Annotated in this window: 18 protein-coding genes; 12 read left to right on the top strand and 6 right to left on the bottom strand. The window is 38.2% G+C overall.

The features are described 5' to 3' along the window. Positions 1–71 precede the first annotated feature (71 nt). Positions 72–626, bottom strand: a complete 555-nt coding sequence (locus tag FC89_RS08205) for an NADPH-dependent FMN reductase (RefSeq protein ID WP_057872076.1) — start codon at positions 624–626, stop codon at positions 72–74. Between the two features lie 336 nt (positions 627–962). On the opposite strand from FC89_RS08205, the gene FC89_RS08200 reads away from it, so the two are divergent. From FC89_RS08200 to FC89_RS08180, 5 genes are all read left to right on the top strand, one after another. Continuing rightward, positions 963–2,018, top strand: a complete 1,056-nt coding sequence (locus FC89_RS08200; RefSeq protein WP_057872075.1) for an LLM class flavin-dependent oxidoreductase — start codon at positions 963–965, stop codon at positions 2,016–2,018. 1 nt (position 2,019) lies between these two features. Then, complete coding sequence (locus FC89_RS08195; RefSeq protein ID WP_057872074.1) at positions 2,020–2,682, top strand: NADPH-dependent F420 reductase; 663 nt, start codon at positions 2,020–2,022, stop codon at positions 2,680–2,682. 259 nt (positions 2,683–2,941) lie between these two features. Beyond that, positions 2,942–3,622, top strand: a complete 681-nt coding sequence (locus FC89_RS08190) for a VIT1/CCC1 transporter family protein (RefSeq protein ID WP_057872073.1) — start codon at positions 2,942–2,944, stop codon at positions 3,620–3,622. Between the two features lie 41 nt (positions 3,623–3,663). Beyond that, positions 3,664–4,344 (top strand): VIT1/CCC1 transporter family protein, encoded by a 681-nt coding sequence (locus tag FC89_RS08185; RefSeq protein ID WP_157060701.1) that lies wholly within the window; start codon positions 3,664–3,666, stop codon positions 4,342–4,344. Positions 4,345–4,433: 89 nt separating this feature from the next. Then, on the top strand, positions 4,434–5,039 hold the full coding sequence (locus FC89_RS08180) for a nitroreductase family protein (protein WP_157060691.1): 606 nt from the start codon (positions 4,434–4,436) through the stop codon (positions 5,037–5,039). 167 nt (positions 5,040–5,206) lie between these two features. Here the strand turns inward: FC89_RS08180 and FC89_RS08175 are convergent, their stop codons facing one another. After that, the gene (locus tag FC89_RS08175; protein WP_057872070.1) at positions 5,207–5,965 is read right to left on the bottom strand and encodes a tyrosine-protein phosphatase; all 759 of its coding nucleotides are present in this window, start codon (positions 5,963–5,965) and stop codon (positions 5,207–5,209) included. 123 nt (positions 5,966–6,088) lie between these two features. Here FC89_RS08175 and FC89_RS08170 point away from each other — a divergent pair, with 123 nt between their 5' ends. Next, positions 6,089–6,658 carry a TetR/AcrR family transcriptional regulator gene (locus FC89_RS08170; protein WP_057872069.1) on the top strand — a complete coding sequence of 190 codons (570 nt, stop codon included), beginning with the start codon at positions 6,089–6,091 and terminating at the stop codon, positions 6,656–6,658. A 7-nt stretch (positions 6,659–6,665) separates the two neighbouring features. On the opposite strand, the gene FC89_RS08165 is transcribed toward FC89_RS08170, so the two are convergent. Next, complete coding sequence (locus FC89_RS08165; RefSeq protein WP_057872068.1) at positions 6,666–7,355, bottom strand: aspartate/glutamate racemase family protein; 690 nt, start codon at positions 7,353–7,355, stop codon at positions 6,666–6,668. 197 nt (positions 7,356–7,552) lie between these two features. Between FC89_RS08165 and tpx the strand changes: the two genes are divergently transcribed. Further along, positions 7,553–8,047 carry a thiol peroxidase gene (gene tpx / locus FC89_RS08160; protein WP_083485449.1) on the top strand — a complete coding sequence of 165 codons (495 nt, stop codon included), beginning with the start codon at positions 7,553–7,555 and terminating at the stop codon, positions 8,045–8,047. 82 nt (positions 8,048–8,129) lie between these two features. Here the strand turns inward: tpx and FC89_RS08155 are convergent, their stop codons facing one another. Next, entirely contained in the window at positions 8,130–9,023 is an 894-nt protein-coding gene (locus tag FC89_RS08155) for a cation diffusion facilitator family transporter (RefSeq protein ID WP_057872067.1), read from the bottom strand. A 183-nt stretch (positions 9,024–9,206) separates the two neighbouring features. On the opposite strand from FC89_RS08155, the gene FC89_RS08150 reads away from it, so the two are divergent. The 5 genes from FC89_RS08150 (at position 9,207) to FC89_RS08130 (ending at position 15,999) form a co-directional block, all read left to right on the top strand. Next, positions 9,207–10,871 (top strand): acetolactate synthase large subunit, encoded by a 1,665-nt coding sequence (locus FC89_RS08150; protein ID WP_057872066.1) that lies wholly within the window; start codon positions 9,207–9,209, stop codon positions 10,869–10,871. Positions 10,872–11,188: 317 nt separating this feature from the next. Then, on the top strand, positions 11,189–12,574 hold the full coding sequence (locus FC89_RS08145) for an amino acid permease (RefSeq protein ID WP_057872065.1): 1,386 nt from the start codon (positions 11,189–11,191) through the stop codon (positions 12,572–12,574). A gap of 19 nt (positions 12,575–12,593) precedes the next feature. Then, positions 12,594–13,520, top strand: a complete 927-nt coding sequence (mmuM, locus tag FC89_RS08140; protein WP_057872064.1) for a homocysteine S-methyltransferase — start codon at positions 12,594–12,596, stop codon at positions 13,518–13,520. Positions 13,521–13,786: 266 nt separating this feature from the next. Next, the gene (locus FC89_RS08135; RefSeq protein WP_057872063.1) at positions 13,787–15,679 is read left to right on the top strand and encodes a heavy metal translocating P-type ATPase; all 1,893 of its coding nucleotides are present in this window, start codon (positions 13,787–13,789) and stop codon (positions 15,677–15,679) included. 53 nt (positions 15,680–15,732) lie between these two features. Next, complete coding sequence (locus tag FC89_RS08130) at positions 15,733–15,999, top strand: DUF3781 domain-containing protein (protein ID WP_057872062.1); 267 nt, start codon at positions 15,733–15,735, stop codon at positions 15,997–15,999. 234 nt (positions 16,000–16,233) lie between these two features. Here FC89_RS08130 and FC89_RS08125 read toward each other — a convergent pair whose 3' ends face one another. Both FC89_RS08125 and FC89_RS08120 read right to left on the bottom strand, forming a co-directional pair. Next, positions 16,234–16,446 (bottom strand): hypothetical protein, encoded by a 213-nt coding sequence (locus FC89_RS08125; protein ID WP_057872061.1) that lies wholly within the window; start codon positions 16,444–16,446, stop codon positions 16,234–16,236. Beyond that, the gene (locus FC89_RS08120; protein ID WP_057872060.1) at positions 16,443–16,934 is read right to left on the bottom strand and encodes a hypothetical protein; all 492 of its coding nucleotides are present in this window, start codon (positions 16,932–16,934) and stop codon (positions 16,443–16,445) included. Before FC89_RS08120 ends, FC89_RS08125 begins: the two co-directional genes overlap by 4 nt. Between the last annotated feature and the right edge of the window lie 53 nt (positions 16,935–16,987).

Here is a 16,987-nt window from a genome sequence, read left to right as displayed (position 1 = left end):
CAACAAAACCGGCAACTCACAATTATTGTGAACTGCCGGTTTTAGTTAGAGAGTGCGAATGTTAATGTTAATTAAGCTAATTTGTTAATGAATTCAGCAAAAGTCTGCATTGCGCCGCCTAAAAACTTCAGTGTACCTTCATTAGTAATTTTTAGATCGTCGTCTAAGATATTTGTGACATTACCGATATACAACTCAGGCTGCTGAATTGTTGGCATATTCAAGAAGACCAGGGACTGACGTAAATGATGGTTAGCACCGAATGCGCTGATAGCACCTGGTGAAACACTCAAGATAATAGCTGGTTTCTTGTCCCAAACACTTGCACCATAAGGACGTGAACCAACATCCAAAGCATTTTTTAATACGCCAGGAACAGAACGGTTGTATTCAGGTGTAGCAAAGATTACAGCATCGACAGTTTTCATTTCATTACGAAAATCAGTCCAGTTCTGCGGTGCGCGGTTTTCATCATCCAAATCTTGGTTATAAAGATTTAATTTGCTGATGTCGATTGGCTTAACTTCAAAGCCTGCTGGTAATTGAGCTGCCATCTGTTCTGCCACTGCTCGTGTAAATGATTTTTTTCTAAGACTGCCAACGATTAATCCAATTGTTTTTGTCATTAAAATGTCACTCCTTATTTTTTGTAAGTCAACTTCTATATTTCTACTATAACACTTGTTACAAAAAAAGCAACAATTTTGTTCAAAAAAACTCTGCAGTCCTTGGGGGAGTGGCTGCAGAGAAAAAGGGAGTAGAGAAAGATATGAATTAAGTCTTGGCTTATTTTTATTTTTCAAGACTATGTTTATACTATAAGCGGACTTTTTGAAGAAATTGTGAATAAAGCTTTATGGTTGAATGACTTTTTGTAAAAATAACTATAAGTTGGATATTTTGACAAGAAACGTTTGTTTCAAGTATATTTTACCTATTAAAAATAAGTTGAGGGACGAAAAATGACAAAACAAAAATTTGATCCAGCAAAAATTGATTTTGGTTTAGATTCTTTTGGTGATATTCCGTTATCGGCATCTGGACAATTACTGTCACAAGCAGCTGCAATTCGACAAGTAGTTGCTGAAGGTGTTTTAGCTGATGAATTGGGATTAAAGGTAATCGCTTTAGGTGAGCATCATCGTGCGGATTATGCAATTTCCAGTCCGGATGTGGTTTTGGCGGCGTTAGCAGCGCGGACCAAACAGATTACTTTGGCTTCAGGGGTCACCGTTTTAAGTTCGGATGATCCGGTGCGAGTATATGAACGATTTGCTACGTTAGCAGCATTATCAAACAGCCGTGCGGAAGTAGTGCTAGGCCGTGGTTCATTTTTAGAATCTTTCCCGTTATATGGTTATGACTTGCGTGACTATGATTTATTATTTGAGGACAAATTAAGTTTATTCGCAGAGTTGCTGAAAGAACGACCAGTAACTTGGAGCGGCAAAACTCGTTCATCTCTGAAACAAATGGATGTTTTTCCTAAAACGGAACAAGCTCTGCCGGTGCGAATAGCAGTGGGTGGTACACCGGCATCAGTTGTGCGAACTGCCAAGTATGGGTTTCCGCTAACGTTGGCGATTATCGGTGGGCGCGCGGAACGCTTTTTGCCGTATGTTCAGCTTTATCAACGTGCTGCTGACCAGTATCAACAGCCAATTCAACCTTTAGCAGTCCATTCTCATGGTTTAATTGCTGCTACGGACGATGAGGCTAAAGAATTGGCTTGGAAATATTTGCGCGAAAGTTTTGTCAAGGTAGGTCAAGAACGCGGTTGGGCTCCGATGGGTCAAGAACAATTTAATTTTGAGATTAATGAAGGTTCATTTTATGTAGGTTCACCGGAAACAGTTGCTCAGCGTTTAGCACGGACGATTAAACAACTTGGTGTCAGCCGGTTTGAATTAGCATACGGAGCTGGCGGTTTACCAGCTGCTCAGCGGATGAAATTGATTGAATTATACGCTCAGCAAGTGGTACCAAGAGTTCGTGAACTATTGGCAGAGGAGGAATAAAATGAAAATTGGGATTATCGGTGCCGGTAAACTAGGAACAGTTTTAGGTCAATTAGCCCAAAAAGCAGGTTATCAAGTTTTGATTTCCGGTTCAGGAGCTCCCAGCAAAATTGAATTGATTATTTCGGTGCTATTGCCGCAAGCTAAAGCTTTAACAACAGCAGCAGTTGCTCAACAAGCAAATTTGATAATTTTAGCTTTGCCACTTCATCAGTATCAAACATTGCAACCGGCAGATTTTGCCGGCAAGATCGTCATTGATGCAACTAATTATTGGGAACCGACTGACGGCCCAGCGACTGAATTACTGCTGCCGGGTATTTCCAGTAGTGAAATGATTCAACAACAGCTAAAAGATAGCCAAGTAATCAAGGCACTTAATCATATTGGTTATCATGACCTTGCTGATCAGGCTTTGCCAGCGGGAAGTGATAATCGTAAGGCAGTTGCCCTTGCTGGTGATCACGTGGCGGCTAAACAACAGGTAGCAGAAATTGTTAATGATTTTGGCTTTGATCCGGTTGATATTGGTCAACTGGCAGCTGGCAGCTTGCTTGAACCCGGCAGTCCGGTGTTTGGTGCCAGTGTTGCCCGAGAACAGCTGCAACAACTAATCCAAGATTATGCGGCGCTTAAAAAAATTGATAACAGTAAAAATGCTTAAATTGAAAAATTGTTAGGTGATGATTTTTTTGAAGCTTGTTATTAGATTCGAACAGAATTTTATTTTGAACAATATATACTAACTAAAAATATGAATTTTGAATACAAACTTATCCATAGACAGAACAAGACTGGGCAAAATTAATTTTGTCACAGTCTTTTTTTTCTAATTTTTAATCGCTGCTTGGTTTACTTTTTCATTTTACAAGAATATAATAATTACTAAATTATAATTATTCTAAACTAAGAGGGGGACGAACATGCAGCAAAAAAAATCTTTGGCTCAAAAGGTCAACGTCATGCGTGCTGCAGTTATGGGTGCAAATGACGGCATCTTGTCAGTTGCAGGAATTGTTATTGGAGTTGCCGGAGCTAACGCTAGCAGTTATGGTGTTTTCATTTCTGGTCTTGCCGGTATGCTGGCTGGAACTGTTTCAATGGCAATGGGAGAATATGTTTCTGTTAATACACAAAAAGATGCTCAAAAAAAAGCAGTTATTGAACAAAAATCCGCATTAAGTTTGGATTATCAAGGTGAATTTAATTACGTTAAACAGCGTTATCTTAAACAAGGAATCAAAGAAGAATTGGCTGAAAAAGCTACTCGAGAAATGATGGAACATGACCCGCTGGTAACAACCGTTCGGGAACATTATGGATTTAATCCACAGGAATTTACTAACCCGTATGCGGCTGCTTTAGCCTCAATGATTGCTTTTCCTTTAGGATCGATTTTACCGTTAGTAGCAATTTTGGTTTTTTCTTCAGAAACTAGAATTGCAGCAACTTTTCTAGCTGTGGTCTTGGCCTTGGTGATTACCGGCTACGGAGCAGCGGTTTTAGGAGGCTCAAATCCTAAGCGTGGGATACTGCGCAATGTTTTGTCAGGAATGTTGACAATGCTGGTTACGTACGGCATTGGTACATTAATTGGAAGGTGATAGTTATGGAATCGATACAAAAGACAGTTATTCCATTTATAATGAAAAAAAGATCGAAAGCAACTATGGAAGAAAAACTGAACACTTTACGTGCCGGTGTACTAGGATCAAATGATGGGATTTTAACGGTTGTTGGGGTTTTATTCAGTGTAGCAGTTGCAACTCCGAATCAGTTTACAATTTTCATTGCTGGAGTGGCTGATTTGTTGGCATGTGCATTTTCAATGGCCTCTGGCGAATACGCGTCAGTCAGCACACAAAAGGATACCGAAAAAGCGGCTGTCGCAACTGAACGGCAGCTACTAAAAACCGACTTCGAGCAAGAATTAGCAACTGTAGCAGCTTATTATGAAGGTAAAGGAGTTACTAAGGAAACAGCTGCTGAAATTGCCGCTGATCTAATGAGTAAGAAGCCACTGGAAACGATAATTAATGTTAAATATGGTTTACGGCTGAATAAGTACATGAACCCATGGAGTGCCGCTTTTTCATCATTATTTTCAGCAGCGATCGGTGGAATCTTTCCTTTAGCAGCTATGACCTTGGCACCAGTTGCCTTTCAATGGCCAGCAACAATTTTGGCAGTTTGCTTGTCAGTAGCCTTGACGGGTTATCTGAGTGCCAGATTAGGTAATGGATTGATCAAAGTAGCAATTTGTCGCAATTTGCTTGTGGGAATTGTCACGATGATTATTCACTATAGCGTAGGGATTTTGCTGTAATTTTATTTAGCGTTAGTTGACATACTTACAAAATATCTGTAAAATAGCCGCTATATTGTATAATGCTATTTGAAGGAGTGTTTTGGAAAGTGAGTCAATCATTTTTAGATTTATTAAAAAAGCGTCGGTCGATTTATAGCTTAGGCCGGAATGTTACGCAAAAGAAAGCTGAATTGACAGCAGTTATTGAAGAAGCTGTTCGTCAATCACCAACTGCCTTTAATAATCAGTCAACTCGGGCAATTATTTTATACGGAACAGCTTCAGAAAAAGTTTGGGATATTGTGGCTGACCGTTTGAAAAGTGAAGTGCCAGATGAAGCAGCTTATGCTAAAACTAAAGCTAAGATTGCTACTTTTAAAGCCGGTTTTGGGACAGTTTTATTGTTTACTGATCACCCGACGGTCAAAGCACATGAAGATAAATTTACATTATATGCTGATAACTTCCAAGATTGGTCAGAACAAGGTATTGGTGGAGCTCAACAGAATATTTGGTTGGCTTTGACAGCAGCCGGTTTGGGAGCTAGCCTGCAGCATTATAATCCATTAATTGATGACCAAGTCCGCCAAGCATTCGATGTTCCAGCTGGCTGGATTTTGCGTGCTGAAATGCCATTTGGTTCAATTGAAGCTCCGGCTGGAGAAAAACAGTTTTTGGCAGATGATCAGCGCTTTAAGGTTTTTGGTGAATAAATATAACCAAAGTCAGTTAAATTACCAGCTTTTAGTTGCAATTAACTAACTTTTTAAAGTATAGTAATTTACAAATAAAAAACGGAACTGGACAAAACATTATTTTGCCGCGGTTCCGTTTTTTTATTTGGAAAAATTATTTGCTGGTTCAAGCAATAATACCGTTTTTACTCGATAAATTGTTGCCGAAATTTAGTTACGTAATCAGGTGATAATTGCAAACCGGTAGTTAGGTAATTGTTGAAGCTGCCGTAATGCTGTTCGATCTCGGAAAAAGCATGCTGCAGATATTCTGCGCGAACATTTAAAGAAACTTTCAGTGCTGATAATTTTTTTGGACTGAGCCGGTCGGCAAATTCATTCAAAATTTCTTGATTAGCTTGCCGGCGAGCTTGATTGGTCGCTAGATAGTCGTTAAAAATATCATCTTTATTGACGCCGGCAATTTTTAACAATAAGGCGGCAGCAAATCCTGTCCGATCTTTACCAGCAAAGCAATGGAAGATCAAAGGTTGTTTTAATGTTAAAAGCTCGTTTAAAAACAATTGATAGCCATTGCGAGCAGAATCACTCAAAGCCAATTCAGAATAAACGGAAAACATATAATGATCCATGTGCGGGTTAATGACCATATTCCGTAAGCTCGGATTAGCTTGAGCAGGAATAGCTAATAAATTAATATTTTGATAAGCAGCAGTTGGAATGGAACTGTCAGGACGATTCTTGATTTCTGCTGGTCGGCGAAAATCAAAAATTTTCTTGATAGCTAACTGTTGGTGTAAAGCGGTGGTAGTTTCGGTAGGGAGTTGGTATAATTCACCGCTCCTGAAAAATACTCCAGCTTTTAACCGTCCCTCGGCAGCGGGATAGCCACCGATGTCACGGAGATTGGTAATTCCTAATTGTGATAATTTTTGCGAATTCAATTGATCAGCTCCTAATTAATTAGATGAAGATATTATCATAGGGAGTATCTAATGTTAAAATATAGATTAGAGTAATAGATGCTCTGAAGATAAATTTGGTTCAGAAATCGGTTGGTGGTAAAAGTGGAAGCAAAGCAAGCTTACGAGATCGTGTTACACTTAATTGAAGAAAAGGACTTGAATTTTACAATGGATGAGCTGGCTGAAAAGCTAAAAGTCAGCAAACGAACAATTTATCAACAATTTTCCAGCAAAGCTAATCTTTTAAAGCAAACAATTGATTATGTTTTCGATGATTTGCTGGATAACAGTCAAAGCAGTCCGATTTGTCAATTAGATAATCCCCATCCATCATCACTAGAAATTTTGCAACAAAGATTACAAGCCTTTCCTGATATTTACGATTTGGACAAATTATTGAGAAGTTCTGCAGCTTTTAGCAGTAATTATCCTGAACAGTGGGAGTACGTTAATCAACGATTGGATGAGCTCGGCAGTCGCGTTTTCGAGATACTGTTGGATAACCCGCAAGTCAGAATTTTAACGGTTACTGAAAAGAAAGTCTTGCTGATAACTTTGCAGCAAGCAATTCGTAAATTAGTTCAAGGAAATTTCTTGGATCAGCGCAAACTGGACTTCCACGATGCTATTTTAGCATTGAATAAGATCTTATTGGAAGGAATTTTATATTGATTTCCGACTAGTTAAACATTTGTTTCAATAGCTGATTGATATGCAGTTCAACCGTATCATAGATTGTTAACTGGCAATCAGCTTGTTTTAGGATCAGCGGCAATTCTGTACAGCCTAGAATGACACCTTCAATGTTATATTCTTGTGTTAAATTGGCAATAATTTTTAAGAGAGTTTGCTTACTTTCGGGTTTGACGATTCCTCTTTCCAACTCGGTAGCAATGATCTGCTGAATGACAGTAATTTGTTCCGATTGTGGAATAACAGCTTCAATTCCGGCAGCTGCTAATTTTTGCGAATAAAAGGGCAATTCCATCGTCATTTTGGTTCCCAAGAGAGCCACTTTTTTTTGTCCTTTTTGGTGGATGGCTTGACAAACCGGATCTAAGATACTGATCAAAGGGATTGGAGAAACAGCTGCTAACTCTGAAAAAATCATATGCGGAGTATTGGCAGTTAGAGCAGCATACTGTGCTCCGGCAGCCGCTAAGTTTGTCAGACTAGCTTGAAGGATTTTAATTAATTGTGTGCGTTGATTTGCTTCTTCAAGTTTTAATAATTTAAAAACATCTAAACTGTCAATAATAATTGGCGGACAAGCTACTGGATATTTTTTTTGAAAGCCGGCAACCAATCTCTGATAATAGTCAATGGTTGATACTGGCCCCATGCCACCAACTAAACCAAGTTTTTTCATCGCAATCCCACCTTGTTTAAAAAAGATTATAGTCTTCATTATATACTTATGATCACCTGAATTAAATTGTGCGCGATTAATGATTGTTTGCTTTTTCAGAAACGATAGCGCTTAGGCATGTGGCACCTTGAATAAGGAAAACTATTGTATAATTAAAACAGTTCCGAAAAACTATTGATTATTAGGAGTGTGGTTCTGTGGAATTTACGATGCATGAAAAAACGGTTGTCACTAATGGTCAGCCGCCGGTTGTTGGAACGGATTTTCCAGACTTTAAGCTTGCAGCCGAACCGGATGGAACTGTCAGCTTGGCTGATGTCAAGGGAAAGTACACTTTGATTAGTGTGGTTCCGGATATTGATACACGAGTTTGCAGTCTGTCGACTAAAAAATTTAATCAGCAAGTCGATAATTTTCCGGCAATTAATTTTTTGACTGTTTCGACTAATACACCTGAACAACAAAAAAATTGGTGCGCAGCTGAGGGAGTCAGCAAGATTAAATTGTTATCTGATCAGGAGCATCAATTTGGTTTGGCATTAGGACTTTATATTGAAACGGCGGGGATCGATGCCCGCAGTATTTGGTTGTTGGATAAAAATGGTACGATCATTTATCGTGAACTAGTTAAAGAAATGACACATGAACCAGATTATGAGCAAGTCTTGGCTAAGATTAAAACAGTTTTGTAAAAAATTGGTTTAATCATAGAAACAGGGACTGTGATAAAACAACTGTCTTGTCACAATCCCTGTTTTTGTGTAGTTAAATAAATTATTGATGATCAGCCTGTCCAGTCAAAAACAATTTTTCACCTTTTCCGCGATCGCACTCTGCTTGAATGGTAACATGCGCGATCTGGTACTTAGTTTTTAAGATTTTTTCAACTTGAGCGTAGATTTTTTCAGTCTGGCTTAATGGCAAGTCTTCCAAGTTCAAGTGTAAAGAAACTACGATTTGGTTCTCGTCGATCTGCCAAGCATGACAATGATGAACCCCTTTAACATGAGGGATCTGCAGTAGATCGTGTTCAACTTGCTTAAAGTCGATTTCAGGAGCACCTTCCATTAAAATAACAAAAGTTTGCCGGACGATCGGCAGTGATTCGTAAATAATATATCCTGACACTAATAAAGTCATCAATGGATCAATCCAGTTGGCCTTGAAGAAAAAGATTAAACTGGCACTGATAATAACACCGATGGATGCCAGAGCATCACTTAATAAATGCAGATAGGTCGCACGAATATTTAAATTGTGTTTTGAATCCCGATTAAGCAGCAGTGTTGCTAAGGTATTTGCTAAGAAACTGATAATTGCGACCCAAAACATAATTCCTCCAGCCACATTTTGCGGATGAATCAAGCGACGAATTGCCTCTACTAATAAAAAGATAGAAACAGCAATCAATAAAACTGAATTTAATAAAGCCGTCAAAATTTCAATTCGGCGATAGCCGTATGTATTAGCAGCATTCGGCGAACGTTTTCCAATTCGATTGGCGACATAACTCAAAATAACCGAAAAAGCATCCCCAAAGTTATGAAATGCATCAGAAAGCAAAGCTAAACTACCTGATAGTAAGCCGCCAATCAATTCAAACAAAGTAATAATAATGTTTAGTAAAGTAACAGTGAAAAAACGGCCGCCGCTTGTTTGATGATCCATAAAAATCCCTTCTTTCAATTCTAACATGAGCATATGTTCATATTTAAATATAGCATAAGCCTTTTTTTAGAAAAAAACAAGAATCTCCTACTAAAAATCATTAATTTATTCAGTCAAAAATGATAAGATTAAAAGTAAAATGACTGAGTTTCATTTTAAATTTGATTAAGTGAGGAATTAAAAGTGACGGAAAAAGAAACGACTGCACGTTTGTTGGTTGAATGTTTGGAAAATGAGAATGTAAAGTATGTATTCGGAATTCCGGGCGAAGAAAATATTAACTTGGTTAACGAATTGAATAAGTCGGAAAAAATCCATTTTGTATTAACTCGGCACGAGCAGGGAGCTTCTTTTATGGCTAGCACTTATGGTCGCTTAATGGGAATGCCCGGTGTTTGTATTGCTACTTTGGGACCGGGAGCAATTAATTTAATGCTGGGGGTAGCCGATGCTGAGAGTAATTCGACACCGCTGGTAGCTATCAGTGCTCAAGGTGGTTTGACGCGGCTGCATAAGGAGTCGCATCAAGTAATCGATTTAGTCAGCATGTTTAAACCAATCACGCAGTATGCAGATATGGTGTTAACACCGCGGGCTGTACCAGAAATGGTTCGAAAGGCTTTCTCAACTGCTAAACGTGATCGTCCGGGTGCTTCTTACCTTGCCTTGCCACAAGATATTGAAACACAATCAGTTGCTGAGGGGATTCATCCTTTGGCAATTGATCCGTTATCAATTACCCAACCGACAATTAGCGACATTGAAAAGGCGGTTGAATTGGTCGCGGCAGCTAAGCACCCGATTATCTTAGCCGGGGATGGCGTTTTATGGAAACATGCTGAACAAGAAGTTCGCGAATTGAGTGAATTACTGAATATTCCTGTTGTGACGACCTTTATGAGCAAAGGGGTCATTTCTGATCGTCACAAAAATGCTTTGGGTGTAGTTGGTTTTATGCGCAAGGACTATGAAAACTTTGCTATTGATCAAGCTGACTTGATTCTTTCAATTGGCTTTTCAATTCAGCAGTTTGATCCCCAAAAGATTAATCCTAAACGGAATAAAAAAATTATCCATATTAATATGTTTCGTCAAGATGTCGATAGTCACTATCCGGTTACAGTTAATATTATTGCTAATATCCGGGCTAGCTTGCAGGCACTGATACAAGCTTTACGGTTGCAAGATATTCACTTTTCTCACCAAATTTCTGGAATTCGGCAATTAATTCATGACGAATTGGTTAATGGTGCTAACAGCCATCAAGTTCCGCTTAAACCACAAACGGTTGTTTATCAAACTCGTAAACAATTACCGGATGATGCTGTTGTTTTAGTTGATACCGGAGCAGTCAAAATGTGGATGGCACGATTGTATCAGACATACTTATCTAACACTTGTTTAATTGATAATGGACTGTCAACAATGGCATGGACGTTGCCAGGAGCAATTGGTGCCAAATTAGCACGACCGGATAAAGTTGTTGTTGCAGTAATGGGGGATGGCAGTTTCTTGATGAATTCGCAAGAAATTGAAACAGCTGTCCGTGAAAAATTACATTTGATTATTGTAATTTGGGAAGATCATTCTTATGGTTTGATCAAATGGAAAATGGATATGGAAATTCAGCATCATAATGGAGTTGATTTTGATAATCCAGATTTTGTCAAATATGCTGAGAGTTTCGGGGCCCACGGATATCAAGTAACTCAGCCAGGAGAATATGCTAAGTTCTTGCAAGAAGCCGTTGCGGCTAAGACTGGTGTTCATGTAATTGCTGTACCAGTTGATTATCGGGAGAATATGAAATTAATTGCCAAACTGGGAAATACCACTGTGCGGATTTAACAGAATTAGGTTGACATTAGTTGCTTTATAATCTATGATTTTTGATAACTTAATATAAAAAATAGCTGAGAAGAGTAGCTTGATAATTTCAGATAAGCGAACGTTGATAGTGTAAGAACGGTTGAAAATATCAAGTGAAGATGAACTCAAATTTTTTTCTGGTAGTGCAAGCTGACAGAACGTAGGCCCGTTATCGCTAAGTATGTTAGTCTTTACAGTGAGGTCGCAGTATGCGATAAAACCGGGTGGTACCACGATAAATCGTCCCAAATTGGGGCGATTTTTTATTTAGCGAGAAAAACAAGGGATGATGAATAATGAAAGTTGAACATGAAACATTAAAACGTAAAATGGAAGCACGGCATTTATTAATGATCTCTTTAGGAGGAGTAATCGGAACTGGTCTTTTCTTAAGCTCAGGTTATACGATACATCAAGCTGGACCGGTTGGTACAATTTTAGCGTATGCAATTGGGGCGGTGATCGTTTATTTAGTGATGCTCTGTTTAGGGGAACTTTCAGTTGCTTTGCCGCAAACAGGATCTTTTCATGTTTATGCTGACCGATTTATTGGGCCAAGTACGGGATTTACAGTAGCAATTCTTTATTGGTTTACTTGGACGGTAGCTTTAGGCTCAGAATTTACCGCCGCGGGTTTGATTATGCGAAATTGGTTTCCCCATTCACCAACGTGGATCTGGAGTTTATTATTTATGATTGTAATTTTTGTTTCAAATGCTTTTTCTGTTAGGTTTTTTGCAGAAACAGAATTTTGGTTTGCCAGTATTAAAGTTTTAGCAATTGTTCTTTTTATTGGAATTGGTTTGCTGGCTATTTTTGGAGTCTTTCCAGTAACAGGATATACGCCACGACCGTTATTTCATAATTTGTATGCCGATGGATTATTCCCAACTGGTTTTAAAGGTGTTTTTACGACGATGTTGACAGTTAATTTTGCTTTTTCTGGAACAGAGCTGATTGGAGTCACTGCAGGAGAAGTAAAAGATCCAGCGACTACAATTCCTAAAGCAATTCGCACCACTCTTTGGAGACTAATTATTTTCTTTATTGGCAGTATTACAGTGATGGCAACTTTGATTCCTTGGAAGCAAGCAGGGGTTGTCCAAAGCCCATTTGTATTAGTATTTAAAAGTATTGGTTTGCCATTTGCTGGTGATCTAATGAATTTTGTAATTTTAACAGCTATTTTATCAGCAGCAAATTCTGGACTGTACGCATCAACTCGGATGCTTTGGTCATTAGCTCATGAAAAGATGATTAGTTCATTTTTTGGTCGGACAACTGCTAGCGGGGTCCCGCTATTTGCTTTGATAGCTAGTATGTTGGGAGGTCTTTTAGCACTTTTATCCAGCGTTATAGCTGCTTCAACAGTATATTTGGTGCTGGTTTCGATTTCAGGCTTAGCGGTGGTGTTAGTTTGGATGGCAATCGCACTAAGTGAAATCAATTTTCGTAAATTTTGGATTAGGAGTGGTCATTCAGTAAATGAATTGAAATTTAGAACTCCGTGGTATCCCATAGTTCCTTGGGCAGCTTTTTTAACGAGCTTGTTATCTTGCGTTTTAATTATCTTTGATCCAACACAACGGCCGGCACTATTTTATATGATACCTTTTGTACTTGGCTGTTATATTCTTTATTATATCAAAATTGCAATTCGCAAACATTCAAACCAAAAATAAGGATGGAGGAATATCGTAAATGAAATCGCCACTTGATACAGCTTTAAGTCAACAAAAACTATTAGTTTTAGATGGGGCAATGGCAACTGAATTAGAGAAAGCTGGTGTTGATACAGCAAATGAGTTATGGTCAGCAACTGCTTTATTAGCAGAACCAGAAAAAATTACGGCAGTTCATCAAGCATATTTTGCTGCCGGCGCTCAAATTGCAACTACCAACACTTACCAAGCTAATTTGCCGGCGTTTATCAAGCAGGGGATGAGTTCAGCTGATGCGCAGCAATTATTTAAACAAGCAGTGCAATGTGCTCAACTAGCTGCTGCTAATTTTGAAAATGATTTGTTAATTGCTGGTAGTGTTGGACCTTACGGGGCATATTTAGCTGACGGCAGTGAATATACCGGAGCATACCGGCAGACTCAGACGGCTTATCAAAGTTTTCATTATCCACGTATGGCAGCATTGGCAACAGCTGGGGTTGATTTATTTGCTTTTGAAACTCAACCCAACTTTGCGGAGGTAAAGGCATTGATTGACCTGTTAGCTGTTAAGTTTCCACAAATGACAGCTTGGGTGTCATTCAGTATTAAAGATGAGAAACACTTATGTGATGGAACTTCTTTAGTAAAAGCTGCCCAATATGCTGCTCAATTTTCACAGATTACGGCTATCGGGATCAATTGTACAGCCTTGGAAAATGTTGAGCCGGCTTTGCTTCGGTTGCAGGCAGCTACGAATAAACCGTTAATAGTTTATCCCAATAATGGTGATCGTTATGATCCACAAACCAAAAAATGGCAGTCAAATCCGCAAGCTGCTTCTTTTAGCGATTTAGTTCCTAAGTGGATAGCGGCTGGGGCTAAAATCATTGGGGGTTGTTGTCGGACTAATCCGGATGATATTCACGAGATTGCGACAGTTGTTGATGCAAACCGCAAAAAATAAAATGTTTCACGAGAAACATTTTTAATAATAAATGTGATAAAACATGCAGGTTTTGTTTGTTGCTATGAACATGGCAAGGAGCAGGCGATAAATAATTTGTATAGAATAAAAAAATAAATTTTCAAAATAATAGAGATTTAGCGAAATGCTATTTTTGTTGAATCTCTTTTTTGGTGCAAACTAAGTAATCAAGCTTGTTTAAGCAAACATAATTTGCTATATTATAAATGAACATATGCTCATACATTCAAAAAGGAGTGAGGCACATGATTACTACCAAGCAACGGGGAAGATTTCAATTGTTAGTTAAATTTGCAACGGCTAATAAAGTAGCTGTTGGGACTTTAATAATTGCGATTTTGTTAATGTCACTGTCTTTTTTAGTAGTGATTGATGAAATTCAAATAGCAATTTACTTAATGGCTTATTTTTTAGCGAGTTATCCGGTTTTATTTCAAGCAGGCCAAAACATTATTCGTGGACGCATTTTTGATGAAAACTTCTTAATGACGATTGCCACAGTGGGTGCAATTGTCATTGGTGAGTATCCAGAAGCAATTGCAGTAATGGTGTTTTATCGAATCGGTGAATTTTTGGAAGATTATGCAATTGAACGTTCAAAACATTCATTATCTCAGCTGCTCCAGCTGCAACCACAGCAAGCATGGATAAAAGCTGGTCATAATTGGACAGCTGTTGATCCGGCGGAAGTCAGCAAGAGTAGCCGTTTGTTGATTAAACCCGGAGAAAAGGTTCCCCTAGATGGGATAGTGGTTGCTGGCAATTCATTTTTGAATACAGCTGCTTTGACGGGGGAAGCGCAGCTGCAGTCAGTTAGTGTTGGAGATCAGGTATTAAGTGGGACGCTTAATCAAGAAAATGCTTTTGAAATTGAAACAACGCAAGATTACGCTGATTCCACGTTAACCAAAATTCTAAAATTGGTTACTGAAGCGAGCCACAAAAAAACCGTGACCGAGAAGTTTATTACCCGCTTTGCTAGCAAATATACTCCGCTAGTTGTTTTAGGAGCGGTAATAATTGCTTTAGTACCGTTATTTTCAAATGCAGCTGAACCACAGGAATGGTTTCGGCGGGCGTTGGTTTTCTTAGTAATTGCTTGTCCGTGTGCACTGGTTTTATCAGTTCCTTTAAGTTATTTCAGTGCTTTAGGGGCGGCCGCTAAGCAAAAAATATTGATTCGCGGCAGCAACTCATTAGATAAATTATTACAGCTGCAAACGGTGGCTTTTGATAAAACTGGGACGTTGACACAAGGAAAATTTAAAGTAACCAAAATTGAACCAGCGAATGGATTTACAGCCGCAGAAATTTTAAAATTTACTGCTGCTTTGGAACAACAATCGAATCATCCACTAGCTCGTTCAATTATGGCTGCTAATCAAGCAGCTAAACAAACGTTGCTGCCGGTTTCAGATTTAAGTGAAACTGCTGGCGGTGGAATTAGTGGAGTCGTTACCGGTAAAATAATACGTGCTGGTAAGAAAAATTGGTTAACTTGTAATTTGCCGACAGAGCTTGCTGCAACGGGAATGACTGAAATTTATGTACAAATTGCTACTAAATATGCTGGGCGGATTTTATTAGCAGATTGTTTAAAACCAGCCGCTAGTTCATTAATAAGCTTTTTACGGCAACGACAGGTTAAAAATATAGTTTTATTGACCGGTGATAATCTTAAAAACGCTCAGCAAGCGACTGCTTCATTGCAATTTGATGAAATTCAAGCTGACTTGTTGCCGGCTGATAAACTAAAATTTATGGAACATTATCGTCAATCAGCACATAATCAACGACGACAAGTGATGTTTGTCGGTGATGGAGTTAATGATGCTCCAGTATTGGCCAGTGCTGATGTCAGTGTTGCAATGGGAAAAAATGGAGCAGCGGCAGCAATTGAATTAGCCGATGTTGTTTTATTGACGGATCAACTGGAGCAAATACAGCAAGTATTTCTTTTAGCTGATAAAACAAGGCGAATCGTTTGGGAAAATATTGGTTTGGCCCTAGTAATCAAATTTATCCTGCTTTTACTAGGTGCTTTTGGTTTGGCTACTTTATGGGAAGCAGTTTTTGCCGATGTTGGAGTAACCTTGCTGGCAGTTTTTAATGCGTTACGCCTGCAATGGCAAAAATAAGTATTCAAAAAATAGCCAATTGACTCATGAATTAAAGATACTGGAGTGGAAAAATGAATACATTAAAAACGACGATTATTAATCAAATTTGTTATACAGCTTTGGTGTATAAACGAATAAATAAAAAATTGAACATCAACTTATCAAATAATGAAATTGAAGTTTTGGTAAAAGAAACTATATCAAATGCGACTAACATTGAACATATTGGGAAAAATTACTATGTTTGTAATTATGTAACCAACACTAGGATTACAATTAATGCAAACAATTTTCGGGTTATCACAGCAGATAGGTTAAAACATCCAAGTAAAAAATAAAAGTCAGATTTATTCTTAAATCAAATAAGCAATTCCTAATGTATAAATTATCCTTATTAGGAATTGCTTTATTAATTTTTTTGAAGGTCTAATGGAAGCTATAAGCTCGGATTTTTACATTGTCTCATAATTAAAATATATTTTGGGGAATCTTATGGTTACTAACGCGGTTGTGATAATCATAAACCAATCTTCAGCATTGTTATGGTCACCAAGAATCCCACTGGTAAAACTTTATTCACTTTTTTTATTTTCTTCATTTTTCATAATTTTTTCTCTTTGCCGTTCCAATTTTTTCTGTGCCCGTTCTTGTTTACGTTGTTCTTTAATGGCTTTATCGATATCTTTTTTGGCAAAGTAAACTCGATAAGGGTTATTAAGGAACACAATTACTGCAAAAGCCAGTACGCAACAAGTCATTAGTATTGGCAGATAGATAACTGTCATCTTAAGACCACCACCACTTCATCAATAGCAGCAAAAAGAATTGCTATTGCCGAGCCACCTGTCATTAAAAACATAATTGGCACAAAAATAAATAAGTCTTTCCAACCTGCATGACTACAAGGATGAGTGTTAATGACTGCCCGAGCCTGCTTTAAGGTGGTTTCGGTATATTTAGCGTGTCGCCGGTAAAAGAATCGGTTCATTAAATAAATTGCAATTGCAGAATAAATGAGTGTTAACATAGCCGTCCAGAAGTCATTTGAGTCTGATGATCGAATGTGAAAACCGGATAATTTCAGTATACCGATTAGTCCAGTAAGCACTACAATGATTATTCCGGCGTATAAACCGTTATTTTTGCTCTTTTTCACTGAAATAAGTTTACTTGATTCACCAATATATGCTTTTTTTTCTTTAGTGTCCCAATAAACTGATTGCCCCAGCTTATCTCCATTGCCCAGCCATACTTTTCGATGCCAAAATAACATAGAATTGCTCCTTTCCTTTAGCGAGATCAACCGTGAATTTAAGTGCTTTTCCC

The organism is Liquorilactobacillus ghanensis DSM 18630, from assembly GCF_001435235.1.
Lineage (GTDB): Bacteria > Bacillota > Bacilli > Lactobacillales > Lactobacillaceae > Liquorilactobacillus > Liquorilactobacillus ghanensis.
This window is presented reverse-complemented; position numbering and strand designations above follow the sequence as displayed.